Raw genomic sequence first — 12256 nt, forward strand, 5'->3', positions numbered from 1 at the left:
TTTAAAGAATTGTTTGCACTCTGCCCAAACCTTACATCTATGACAATCCCTATAAATCCTAATAGGAGTGGATGGGTGAGGCTTAAAAAAGCAGTAGAATCATAAGCCTTCTCATAGAGAAATGCCATAACTGACTATTGCCATCTGTCAATTAAACGTTGAGGGATGGAAGGCAATGTTTAAGATGAATAATGAGAACCTGTTTAACCGGGAATACGGCTTGGTTTTCTTGTTAATTTGTTAGCGTTCGGATTATTTCTTGCTGAATATATGACAGCCCTAAATCGCTCTACCCGCCGTCGGCTCCAACAGCTTCGTCAAATTCCTAGTGTGTGGGAAGGCGATCGCCGTGCTTTGGCTCCCCATCTTGCGATGGAGCCTGATAGTTCGATGCGGGGAGAGTGTATTTTGTGGGTCGATGGCTCCGAAGGGTTGGTGCGAGCAATGGATGTCGTGCCCTCTGATTCAGGACCAGAGGCGATCGTGCGGACGTTGCTGCGGGCGATGGAATATCCCCACAGTTCGACTCGTCCAGCTCGACCTCAAAAGATTGTGGTGTGCGATCGCGAGATTCAGTTTTTTCTACGGGGAGTGTTGCAAGAGTTAGACATCGTTGTGGATTACGTACCTGAACTGCCGCTGATCGACGAGATCTTTCGCGGGTTACAGGATGTTGCCAACAATCGCCCTCCACAGCTACCGCCAGAACAGGAAGAGGCATTGCTGAAAGCAGCTTACAAGATTTGGCAGGACGCTCCCTGGGATGTGCTGGATGAAGAAAAAATCATCTCGGTGGAGGTCAATTTCAACGATGTTGAAACGCTCTATGTCTCCATCCTGGGGATGTTGGGCATGGAGTATGGGCTGTTGATGTATCGCTCAGTTGATTCACTCCGGAAGTTTCGGGAGCGGGTGTTGATGGCGGATGACTCGCCTGAGGATCTGGAGGGTGCGTTTTTGGAGCAGGACTGCTTTTTCTTGACCTTTGAGCAAGAAGTCGAGTTGCCCGAAGATGCGTCCCCCGATCTCAGCACTTTTGAGGCAGAAACGGGAGTTGTGCCTACCTTTGGCAATCTGCACCCGTTGGAGGGGATGCGCCCAATTTTGTATGAAGAAGAGGCGATCGCGGTTCTGGTGGCATTAGAAGCGATGCACCGCTTCTTTGAGCAGCATTTAGCAGAATTGAACGTTGAACACTTTCCACCGATTACAGGTCGCTATCGCATTAATAACCCCACTGATCCCAAAAAGAAAATTCCTGTCAAGGTTGAAACGATGACCGTTTTGGCAGAAGAATTGTTTGAGATGTCGAGCAACATTGCTCTGGATGAGGCTGACTTTAATCTGGCTAATATGCCCATTCTGCGGGTTGACCTGATCCCCAGAGATGCCTTCTACAGCCTGGGAGCAATGGCATGGGAGATCACCGATATTCTGCGCTCGACGGCAAAACACTATCAGGCAGCGGAAACGGAAATTGCAACCAACGGGGATGGATTTCCGGTGATTTTGATTCAAACCTCACGACCCAAGGCGATCGCTCTTATTGAAGAATTGCAAGCCGCTGGAGGTGTCAAAGCCATCTGTTTTAACCCTGGAGAAGATCCCTACGCTGAGCAACGCTATGACTTAGGGATTTTGCAAACTCACAATGGCGACTTTCACCTGTTTGGTGAGTTCATCGAAGATGATCCCATCCACATTGAAGCTCGTAAAAAGTGGGATCAACGCTGTAAGCGTACCAACGGTTACTGTGGGTTAGTCATTGCTAAAGGCTTTAAAGGCTCCAATCGTGGCAACCCAAGTTTGAACGACATGATGGCACTGTTTGAAGTGCGATCGATCTCGGCTAAGGAATTGGGCTTGGGTCCACTGGAGTTGTCGCTTCAGTTTGAGTAGTGCTGAGGGAAGGTCGTTGGTCAATGGTCAATGGTTAGTGGTCAATGGTTAATGGTCAATAGTTAGTGGTCAATAGGTTAGTGGTCAATGGTTAATGGTCAATAGGTTAGTGGTCAATGGTTAATGGTCAATAGTTAGTGGTCAATGGTCAGTGGTCAGTGGTCAATGGTTAATGGTCAATAGTTAGTGGTCAATGGTTAATGGTCAATAGCTAGTGGTCAATGGTTAATGGTCAATAGTTAGTGGTCAATGGTTAATGGTCAATGGTTAATGGTCAATGGTTAGTGGTCAATGGTTAATGGTCAATAGTCAGTGGTCAATGGTCAGAGTCATTGGTGTCTTATGGCTGCTTGTTGCCTTAGATGTAGCTATCAACGACTAACGGCGTTGCTGATCCTGGGGATGAATGAGTCGCAAGCAGGATGCTCACACTGGTTTAAACGATTCACCTGAAAGGAGTGTGAGCGTCTCTCTCCCGTCTGTGTCAAGATAACCATCCCTCTATTCAGCAACGCCCGACTAACTACTAACTCAGCACTCTTAGCCATTAACCATTGACCATTAACCATTGACTATTAACCATTGACCATTGACTACTAACTCAGCACTCTCAGCTATTGACTATTGACGATTAACTACTAACCATCAACCCTTATCGTTCCTTTTTTTCTCTCTTTCTTCTTCCCAGCATAAGTTGGCTTCAACAGAGCCAAAACTCTCTGTTACGTTTTTTCTCAAGAACTGTAACAGATCCTCAAGAAGTTGGGATGTGTGCAAGGGGCGATGATAGGATTCCTAAAAAAGTTCAGAGAAACGTTCATGACAGAAACTCTTACTGGACAAACTCCCTTGTTTGGTGGCAGCACCGGCGGTTTACTAAGCAAAGCTGAAGTCGAAGAAAAATACGCGATTACCTGGACTAGCCCTAAGGAACAGGTGTTTGAGATGCCTACAGGCGGTGCAGCAGTTATGCGTCAAGGAGAGAACCTCCTCTACTTAGCACGCAAAGAACAATGCATTGCACTAGGTGCTCAATTCCGCACTAAGTTCAAGCCCAAAATCGAAAATTATAAAATCTACCGGGTTTTCCCGAACGGGGAAATTCAATATCTCCATCCTAAAGATGGAGTCTTCCCTGAGAAGGTCAATCAAGGTCGTCCGTATGTCAACAAAATTGAACGTAACATTGGCAGCAACCCTGACCCTGCTACTGTTAAATTCAGCGGCAAAAAGACGTTTGACCCCTAAGCCAGTTCAGTTCCATAGCTGAACTCTGCTTAACGCTCTTTACCTTCTATAACAACTGACTTCTGGAGATAGGAAACCCTATCTCCATTTTTGTTGGCGTAAGGAGATTTCCCGAACACAGAATACCTGTAAGGGCGTTTTGCGAAACGCCCCTGCCGGAAACCGATTGGTAAATTCTTGCTCAGAAATCTCCTAAGGATTGTGGATTTAATAAATCCGCAAACTGTACGGGCGGGTTTAGCAGACTAATCTCTGCCCTGCAATGGATTTGACGACAAAACCCGCCCCTACCCAATATCGAACTTATTTAATTCCCATTCCTAAGGGCATTTCACGAAACGTCCCTCACACCCGTTCTAGAAATTGCGGCTAGTGAACCCAAAATCCAACCTCTAAAATCCAAAATCGGTATAGTCCGGATGCCCTCGTGACCCTTAAAATGGAGGGCATGATTTTTCCAGATTTTGCTCGATTTTCAGAATTTGCTCAACACGGTAACTTCGTTCCGGTCTATCAGGAGTGGGTCGCCGATCTCGAAACCCCTGTGTCTGCCTGGTATAAGGTGTGCGCTGGGCAACCCTATAGTTTTTTGTTGGAGTCTGTTGAGGGCGGTGAAAACCTCGCTCGTTATAGCTTGCTGGGTTGTGACCCTGTGTGGATTCTAGAGGCAAAGGGGGATCAAACGACTCAAATCTATCGCGATGGATCTCGACAAGTGTTTGAGGGTGATCCGTTTGAAGCGTTAGAAGCTTGTTTGCAACCCTACGTCCCGGTGAAGTTGCCGCAACTGCCACCCGGAATTGGCGGTTTGTTCGGTTTTTGGGGCTATGAGTTGATCTCGTGGATTGAGCCGCGTGTGCCAATCTATCCTGCCAATGAAGATGATTTGCCGGATGGATTGTGGATGCAGATCGATCAATTGCTTGTGTTTGATCAGGTGCAGCGCAAAATCTGGGCGATCGCCTATGCAGACTTGCGTGACCCTCAAACCGACCTGGCAACGGCCTATCAACAGGCGTGCGATCGCGTCACCCAAATGGTCGAGAAACTGCAACTGCCGCTGGTTAGCAAAGACACGGTGTTGGAGTGGCGATCGCCTGCCTCGATTGCTCAAGATGCTCAACCATTCTCTGCACCGCTTTACAGCAGCAACACGACTAAAGAACAGTTTTGTACCAATGTCGAGCGGGCAAAGGCTCACATCCACGCTGGGGATATCTTTCAAGTGGTGATCTCACAGCGACTTTCTGCCGAGTATGAGGGTGATCCCTTTGCGTTGTATCGATCGCTGCGGTTGATCAACCCCTCGCCTTACATGGCGTATTTCCACTTTCAGGATTGGCAGATTATCGGCTCCAGTCCAGAGGTGATGGTCAAGGTCGAAAACTCGGCAGACAAAATCAGTCGCGTTGCCACCGTCCGCCCGATCGCCGGAACTCGCCCCCGTGGCAAGACCCCTCAGCAAGATGCAGACCTCGCAGAGGAGTTGCTGCAAGACCCCAAGGAATTGGCAGAACACGTCATGTTAGTGGATTTGGGGCGCAATGATCTGGGGCGCGTCTGCACCATCGGCACGGTCAAGGTGGACGAGTTGATGGTGATCGAACGCTATTCTCATGTGATGCACATTGTCAGCAACGTGATTGGCGAACTCGCCCCTGACAAAACCGCCTGGGATTTACTCAAAGCCTGTTTTCCCGCCGGAACCGTGAGCGGTGCTCCCAAGATTCGGGCAATGGAGATCATTCACGACCTGGAACCCTGTCGTCGCGGTCCCTATTCTGGTGCTTACGGCTACTACGACTTTGAGGGACAGTTGAACACAGCGATCGCCATTCGTACGATGGTCGTTCGCGATCAACTCAACGGCAAACACACCGTTCGCGTTCAGGCAGGAGCAGGTCTAGTAGCCGACTCTGAGCCAGAGCGAGAATACGAGGAAACCCTCAACAAAGCACGAGGTATGTTAGAGGCGATTCGGTGTTTGCGATCGGCGCAGTAGATGGTGGTGAGTGGTCAATGGTCAATGGTCAATGGTCAATGGTCAATGGTCAGTGGTTAATGGTTAATGGTCAATGGTCAATGGTCAATGGTTAATGGTCAGTGGTTAATGGTTAATGGTCAATGGTCAGTGGTTAATGGTGAGTGGTCAATGGTCAATGGTGAGTGGTTAATGGTGAATGGTCAGTGGTCAATGGTGAGTGGTCAATGGTCAATGGTGAGTGGTCAATGGTCAATGGTCAGTGGTTAATGGTCAAGAGTGACTGTAGGGGTGGGTTTTGCTGTTAAATCTCGCTGAATCCAAGTTTTATCTGCTGAACCCCCCGTATGATGTCGCGGTTATCGATTCAGATGGGATATTAGCGGTCAAAGGTAACAGACAGTGACAAGCAACGAATGACAGATGACAATTGACCATTGACTATCGACAATTAACGATCGCCTTTTCTTTTTTCCTTCTTCTCTCTTCTTTTTTCTTTTTTCCCTTCATGCTTCCCTGTAAACCCCCTACTCCTCTGCAATCGGGTGATTTGTTGTGTGTGATCGCGCCTAGTGGCACATTGCGTGAACAAACTGCCTTTGCGAAAGGAGTAGAAATTTGGCGATCGCACGGCTACCGGGTTGAACTGAGTCCCGGTTATGACGATCGCTGGGGTTATCTGGCAGGGAAGGATGACCATCGGCGACAGCAGTTGTACAAGGCTTTGACTAACCCCGACTGTCGGGGAGTCCTCTGTGCCAGAGGGGGCTATGGCGGAGCGCGATTGCTGGAGGAGTGGCAGTGGGTTGAGACGGAACCGAAGTGGTTGATTGGTTTCTCAGACATTACCAGTCTGTTGTGGGGTTTGAGTCGGCAGGGCATCTCCGGGCTTCATGCGCCATTGCTAACAACTTTAGCGGCGGAACCGGACTGGTCAGTGCAGCGGTTGTTTGACTGGGTGCAGGGGCGATCGCTCCCTGCCTTGCAAGGCGTCGGATGGGGTGGTGGCACTGCTCAGGGTTTGTTGCTTCCGGCTAACCTTACGGTGGCGACTCACCTGCTCCATACAGCGGTTCAGCCTGATTTGGAGGGAGTGATTTTGGCGTTAGAGGATGTCTCAGAAGCTCCCTATCGCATCGATCGCATGTTGACTCAGTGGCGCATGACGGGCATATTCCACAAGATACGAGGCATTGCTGTAGGGCGGTTTAGCCAGTGTGACCCACCGCCTAACATTCCTAGCTTTACGATTGAGGAAGTCTTGCGCGATCGCCTCGCCGATCTGGGCATCCCGATTGTCTCGGAGTTGCCCTTTGGTCACGATGGGGTAAATGCGGCGTTACCCGTCGGTGTGCCAGTAGAGTTGGATGGCGATCGCGGTACGTTAGGGGCAATTACCTTTGCCTTCTAAAAAAGAGACAGATTGAAATTGATGGAAGCCCCAAAAATAAAACTGTTGAAATTGATATCTGGATCAGACGAGTCACCAAAGCTAAACCCACCAAACACGCTGGCGCGGGTATTGGAAGACAAGTAGTAGTTGAGTTCCGTCGTTAGCTGATGGTAGACATCATTGCGGTCTTGACGTGTAAAGTCTGTTAGAGCAATTTGATAGTCTAATTCAACACTAAAATCGGGCGGTAGATCATAATTGAGTGACACTCCTAGCGTATTACCAACCCGACTGCGATCGCTTGGATCAGTGAAACGCAAACGTAACTGATAGAAGCTATCGAGAGTTAAATTAGAGTTCAGGCGATCGCGCCGCGATAGTACGAACCAAGCAGAATAATCGTTTAAAAAGCGATCGCCTGAATTGGCATCAATGAACTGTTGATTGCTTAGACTGATTTCACCGTAGGTGTTTGGTAATAACTGCTGTTGAACACCAATTTGCACACCAAAGTTATTGTAATCTAGCTCAGGTAAGCGGCTATAGCGCGTCAGGTTGCCATTGATGGCTGCAATCATTTGGGTTTGTGGACCCAAACTAGGAACAGCTAACAGTGTTGCGCCAGCACTCAACAGCTGATCATTAACCGGATCAAAATCATCCAATAAAATGTTGTCACTTCTTAAATAGTTAACGCCACCCAGCAGAAAAACAGTTTCATTGGGTTCGTTGGTTTGTTCTATTGTGAGTTCCCGTTCGCGTAATCTCAAAATGCCCAGTTCTGGGTCGCCTGTTTCAGTTAAATCATCTGTACTTGCATCCGGCTCGCTAGTCGGGTTAGAAGGGGTTTCATCTTCGAGGGGCAGCGTTGCAGGATAACCGGACGGCAAGGCAGGAGTTTCAGGATAAGGAGCCGCAGGAAGCTCTTTTGGAGTTGCTGTTGTCTGGAGCGATGAAGCAGATAAACCCTGCTGCTCCAGAGGCATAGAAGGGATTTTGATAGGGGCGATCGCCATAGCCACAGGAGCGGTTGAGGGGCGATCGGGGCTTGGTTGAGATGCCGTTGCATCGGGAGACTCAACCTTAAGGGGAATAGCCGGGTTGGCGACAGCATTTTCAGAAACGCTGAGTAGCAAACCAATCCAGAGAATCGAATAACCAACCAAACCTTTCGTACAATTCACGTTTCATTGAGGGTAGAAGGGAAAGTTGCTGCTTGTGACTGCCGCTATCTACTTGAAAAATCGCCCATTGCCATTACCGGATCAATCATCATCATCCCGATCTACAACAGGTCGTCTGTTGCCATTGCCATTGCCGTTGCCGTTGCCATTGCCGTTACCGTTGCCAGGTCGATCATCATCATCGTCATCCCGATCTGCAACAGGTCGTCCGTTGCCATTACCAGGTCGGTCATCATCGTCATCATCCCGATCTGCAACAGGTCGTCCATTACCGTTACCGTTACCGTTGCCGTTGCCGTTGCCGTTACCGTTGCCAGGTCGATCATCCCGATCTACAACAGGTCGTCCGTTGCCGTTGCCGTTGCCGTTGCCGTTGCCGTTACCGTTACCGTTGCCATTGCCATTGCCATTGCCATTGCCATTGCCGTTGCCGTTACCGTTGCCGTTGCCAGGTCGATCATCCCGATCTACAACAGGTCGTCCGTTGCCGTTGCCGTTGCCGTTACCGTTGCCGTTACCGTTGCCATTACTATTGTCAGGTCGTCCGTTGCCATTGCCGTTGCCGTTGCCGTTGCCACTACTAGGTTGATTAACGCGCCCGTTAACATTGCCATTGCCACGATTAATGGTTTGATCGAGACGATTTTGCGACCCCGACTGTATGCCCAGGGTGTCCTGACGATTTTCGACAGCTGCATTTCGACCATTATCGTCACGGCGTGAAGCAGAATCAGTTAGGGCTGGGTTGGGGGCTGGACTGTCATCTGGGAAGGCGGTAAATGTTGCATCTGGAAAGTCATCAGATGCAGCTTCAGGGAGCCGGACGAATGCCGGATTTTCAATGCCATCGCTAATGACTAAAGATTCCTGTTGCTGAAGTGCTGTCTGCATTTCAGCTTGTACTTGAGCGATCGCCTCATCCGGTTGTCCAGTCGCCGCTTCAGAGGGTTGTTCAGACGGGGATGGGACTGGTTGAGCGGTATTCGTAGGAGCCAGTCCTCGAACAAGCTGGCTAGTCTCGTAGAAAGTGTTTAAGTCAAAATCGTAGATGCGTTCAATGCGATCGCCAACCGCCACAGCCATTTGCCCCCCTCTAAGCGACTGTTGCTGTGTACCGTCACGGTTAAAAATTTCAATGCCGCTGTCGGTCAACGCCCCTACGATCGTGGTGTCAGTTTCAGGAATGTAGCGAACAAACAACGCTGAACCTTGAATGCCAGCCGTTGCATTGGGTGTGCGAATGTGAGTCCTACCCTGCCCAGGAGGAATAAGCAGCAACACTGTGCCATTCGAGAGCCGAAAATTTCGACTACCTGCGGTAAACCAGAAAACGACCTGTTCACCCAAACGACCTAAAGACCCATCGTTAAAGCGCAATTCTGCAAACGAGTTGCGGGCAGTAGCTATCCCGTTTCCCGGTGTTAACACATCCGAACGGCGGGCTAAACGAGGGGTCTGATTTTCCCGTAACACTTGCACTCGATTCTGCAACGCCTCAACTACAGCACGATTTAGTGCAGTTTGAGCGTAGGCATCTTGAACAAGTAGCACTGTACTTAACAGAGCCGTAGTGATAAGGGCAGTTGTCTGGCGCAACATAAAGGCTGTAATTAAAAAAGGCTGTCATTAAAATCAGTAAGAATCTAGCTTAACCGCTCTTCCGACACCCGCTTGAGCAATCCGGATTATAATCCAACACAAAAAATCTCAAAATTCTCTGTCGATTTTTTGTAGATGCTAGAGTCCTGACTCAACCTGACTTAATTAGCTGCCGATCTATCCAGCAACACCCATCAAAATTTGCAGTTGTGATAAACACAGCAGGAGTAACCTGCAATTTACCCTTACAAACCGATCATGATCTCTGGTGAAGCCAGCAGCATGACCAACATCCCATCATATTGGCTCAACTGAAAAGTCAAACGCAACCGTATGTCGGATTATCCCTCTGAACCTTCACTACCCGGATCAACCCAGTCTTTGGGTAACGTGACAGTGACATCGGGTAACGCAGCATCATCCAGATCAACCCAGTCTTCGGGTAACGCGACCGTGTCATTGGATAACGTGACATCGGTCAGGGGTGTTTCGTCTGCCAACAGGTCATCCTCTAGCTCAGCCATTTTTTGAGGAATCGCTAAAGCACTAAACAGTGAAGCAAGGTCAGCTTTTACAGCCTGCACCGATGGATATCGTTGGGTAAAGTCGTGGTGTATCATCTGCGTTAGCACAGCTTCTACCTCAGGAGAAATAACCAGATCTGGAGTTTTCCAGGAAATCGTTCCAGTCTTTGCGTCCTGGTTGAGGGTATGGGGATGACGACCTGTAAGCCCTTCGATGCAAATCATCCCCAAGGCATAAATGTCGCTGTTGAATTGAGGATATCCGGCAGATTGTTCTCCTGGCATATAACCCGGTGTGCCGACTGAAACCGTAAACTGACTGTGTTTTTCGTTGGTTGCTGCCAACTGAGTTGTAATTTTTTTGGCAATGCCAAAGTCAATTAAAACGAGTCTGCCATCCGCTTGTCGTCGAATGATATTGGAGGGTTTGAGGTCACGGTGAATCACACCCTGACGATGGACAAATTCCAATACCCCCAGCAAATCGTAGAGAATTTGCAAAATCTGCGTTTCAGAGGGCAATTGTCGTCGTCCAATTTCAATGGTCAGGGGGTGTCCTGCGATAAATTCCTGCACCAGATAAAATTCATGATTTTCTTCAAAGGTAGCTAGCAGTTGGGGAATCTGGTCGTGTTGCCCCAGACGTTCCAGGGTTTCTGCTTCGGTAATAAACAGGCGTCGAGCTAGCCTCAAGGTTTTTGGGTTATCACTCACGACTCGCAACTGTTTAACAACGCAAAGCGGGTTGCCAGGACGCTGTAAATCTTTTGCAATGTAGGTTTCGCTAAATCCGCCTGACCCCAACACCTTGGCAATTTCATAGCGTCCGCTTAAGACTTTTCCCGCCAGAATTGATTCTCGCTGATGTAGAAGATCTTGCAAATCCTCTTGCTGGCTAATGATCTCCTGCACGACGGGTGAAGTCATATAGAGCTTGAGCGTTGCTCGAAGCCGCTGTTTTCTAATTTGCTCTCGAATGGTACCCACGACAAGCTGCGACAACCCACTGAGGACGATCGCCCCTACTGGAACTGCTGTTGGCACAATCAATCGCGCCTGCACAAATAGACCGTAGCTCAGTCCCAACCAGGCTGCCGCGATCGCCGCTGCCCACCCCAGGCGACGGAAGGGAGCTTGGGGGCGGGTTAAAAGCCATGTTGCCAGCACTAGACCTACCAGCACCAGCCCGCTGCGTAACTGAATTTGTGGAACGGCTTCTCGAACAGATTTATCCTCTAGCAAACTGGCGATCGCATTTGCGTGAACTTCAACCCCAGTCATCGCCTGGGGGTAGAGCGCACTTTTGGAAAACGGAGCAGCTTGAAAATCTTGATGGAGGGTAGCTGTTGAACCAATGAGAACAATTTTGTCTCTGAAATACTCGCCCGATTGCAAATAGTCTTCCCAGGTTGTCGCATCCAAAACGTACCAAAATGGCACATGCTCAAAGCTTTGAGCTGACCCATAGAAAAAAATAGAGCTGTCCTTGGGAGCCGCAACAGGCACCTGAGCAGACTGCAAAGTAGCCGATGCAAACGATGGCAACTGCTCTAAAACAGCAGCCTGTACAGGTGGCGCATTTTCTAAAAGCTGGGTCAAAAAGCGATCGCCATACCGATGAATCCGCCCATCTGGTTCTATTAAAAAGTTGATAAAGCCCGCGCATTTTGAAGCATCACAAAACTCTGGCAGTGGGACTGTTAGTTGGGTTGTGATGCCTTGCGGCGTTTCTGTTTCAGCATATTGAGCGGCCAATACAACTCGCCCGGCATGACGCTGTAAGCTCTGAGCCAATCGCTGATCGTCGGCTTCGCCATAGATGCTGGGCGTCGAAAAAATCACATCAACGCCTACCGCCCTGGCTCCAGCGGCCATCAGTTTGTCAATCACCGTAGCATAGGCGGTTCGTTGCCACGGCCAGCTTTGAATTGGCTCTAGTGTTGCATAACGTTGAGGATCAGAGCGAAAAAACTCCCCTTGAGCCAGCGACTCCTCATCAATCGCTAAAATCACCACCTCTGACGGTGGAGTGACGGGTCCCCGCAATTCAAAAAAAATGGTCTGCACCTGCCGCTCCAGGAGTTGCACCAACCCGATATTGAGTCCTGTGGTTGTCGCGGCGGCTAACACCCAAATCCAGCCAACCAGTCGCCCCCAATCGGCTTCTTTAAGCCATCGTTTTGTGACCGTTCCCTCTGTGTCATTGGACTGGGAGCGATCGCCAGATTGAGCATTACGGACAGAACCAGGAGCAGGTTCTTGTTTCATGGCTGGAATCGTTTATTCGTCAACTACAACCGATGCTCCCCATTCTGACAAATCAGTCTTGAAATTCCGTACCTTCAGGATCGTGGATTTAATATATCCGCAAACGGTACGGGCAGGGTTAGTAGACGCATCTTTACCTTGCAATGGATTTGACGGCAAA

The 12256-nt window shown here is 49.2% G+C and carries 9 protein-coding genes; 5 read left to right on the forward strand and 4 right to left on the reverse strand.

Annotated features, from left to right (window positions below):
- Window positions 1-270: 270 nt before the first annotated feature.
- Window positions 271-1899 (forward strand): DUF6930 domain-containing protein, encoded by a 1629-nt coding sequence (locus tag H6G89_RS23895; protein ID WP_190511136.1) that lies wholly within the window; start codon window positions 271-273, stop codon window positions 1897-1899.
- Between the two features lie 371 nt (window positions 1900-2270).
- Here the strand turns inward: H6G89_RS23895 and H6G89_RS23900 are convergent, their stop codons facing one another.
- The gene (locus H6G89_RS23900) at window positions 2271-2468 is read right to left on the reverse strand and encodes a hypothetical protein (RefSeq protein WP_190511138.1); all 198 of its coding nucleotides are present in this window, start codon (window positions 2466-2468) and stop codon (window positions 2271-2273) included.
- A gap of 250 nt (window positions 2469-2718) precedes the next feature.
- On the opposite strand from H6G89_RS23900, the gene H6G89_RS23905 reads away from it, so the two are divergent.
- The 4 genes from H6G89_RS23905 (at window position 2719) to H6G89_RS23920 (ending at window position 6539) form a co-directional block, all read left to right on the forward strand.
- Complete coding sequence (locus H6G89_RS23905) at window positions 2719-3147, forward strand: photosystem I reaction center subunit II PsaD (protein WP_190511140.1); 429 nt, start codon at window positions 2719-2721, stop codon at window positions 3145-3147.
- 448 nt (window positions 3148-3595) lie between these two features.
- Window positions 3596-5149: an anthranilate synthase component I gene (trpE, locus tag H6G89_RS23910; RefSeq protein WP_190511302.1), complete on the forward strand. Its 1554-nt coding sequence runs from the start codon at window positions 3596-3598 to the stop codon at window positions 5147-5149.
- A gap of 66 nt (window positions 5150-5215) precedes the next feature.
- On the forward strand, window positions 5216-5398 hold the full coding sequence (locus H6G89_RS23915) for a hypothetical protein (protein WP_190511142.1): 183 nt from the start codon (window positions 5216-5218) through the stop codon (window positions 5396-5398).
- 238 nt (window positions 5399-5636) lie between these two features.
- Complete coding sequence (locus H6G89_RS23920; protein ID WP_190511304.1) at window positions 5637-6539, forward strand: S66 peptidase family protein; 903 nt, start codon at window positions 5637-5639, stop codon at window positions 6537-6539.
- Here the strand turns inward: H6G89_RS23920 and H6G89_RS23925 are convergent.
- The 3 genes from H6G89_RS23925 to H6G89_RS23940 form a co-directional block, all read right to left on the reverse strand.
- Window positions 6536-7705 (reverse strand): hypothetical protein, encoded by a 1170-nt coding sequence (locus tag H6G89_RS23925; protein ID WP_190511144.1) that lies wholly within the window; start codon window positions 7703-7705, stop codon window positions 6536-6538. The genes H6G89_RS23920 and H6G89_RS23925 overlap by 4 nt on opposite strands.
- A gap of 81 nt (window positions 7706-7786) precedes the next feature.
- Entirely contained in the window at window positions 7787-9304 is a 1518-nt protein-coding gene (locus tag H6G89_RS34540; protein ID WP_199336902.1) for a FecR family protein, read from the reverse strand.
- Between the two features lie 341 nt (window positions 9305-9645).
- Window positions 9646-12096, reverse strand: a complete 2451-nt coding sequence (locus H6G89_RS23940; RefSeq protein WP_190511146.1) for a serine/threonine-protein kinase — start codon at window positions 12094-12096, stop codon at window positions 9646-9648.
- Between the last annotated feature and the right edge of the window lie 160 nt (window positions 12097-12256).

This window comes from Oscillatoria sp. FACHB-1407, from assembly GCF_014697545.1.
Classification (GTDB): Bacteria; Cyanobacteriota; Cyanobacteriia; order Elainellales; family Elainellaceae; genus FACHB-1407.

What these genes read in the sequence shown, in the direction of transcription:
- H6G89_RS23895 (WP_190511136.1), top strand. Translation starts at nt 271, where the DNA reads ATGACAGCCCTAAATCGCTCTACCCGCCGTCGGCTCCAACAGCTTCGT.
- H6G89_RS23900 (WP_190511138.1), bottom strand. Translation starts at nt 2,468, where the DNA reads ATGGTTAATGGTCAATGGTTAATGGCTAAGAGTGCTGAGTTAGTAGTT.
- H6G89_RS23905 (WP_190511140.1), top strand. Translation starts at nt 2,719, where the DNA reads ATGACAGAAACTCTTACTGGACAAACTCCCTTGTTTGGTGGCAGCACC.
- trpE (WP_190511302.1), top strand. Translation starts at nt 3,596, where the DNA reads ATGATTTTTCCAGATTTTGCTCGATTTTCAGAATTTGCTCAACACGGT.
- H6G89_RS23915 (WP_190511142.1), top strand. Translation starts at nt 5,216, where the DNA reads ATGGTCAATGGTCAATGGTCAATGGTTAATGGTCAGTGGTTAATGGTT.
- H6G89_RS23920 (WP_190511304.1), top strand. Translation starts at nt 5,637, where the DNA reads ATGCTTCCCTGTAAACCCCCTACTCCTCTGCAATCGGGTGATTTGTTG.
- H6G89_RS34540 (WP_199336902.1), bottom strand. Translation starts at nt 9,304, where the DNA reads ATGTTGCGCCAGACAACTGCCCTTATCACTACGGCTCTGTTAAGTACA.
- H6G89_RS23940 (WP_190511146.1), bottom strand. Translation starts at nt 12,096, where the DNA reads ATGAAACAAGAACCTGCTCCTGGTTCTGTCCGTAATGCTCAATCTGGC.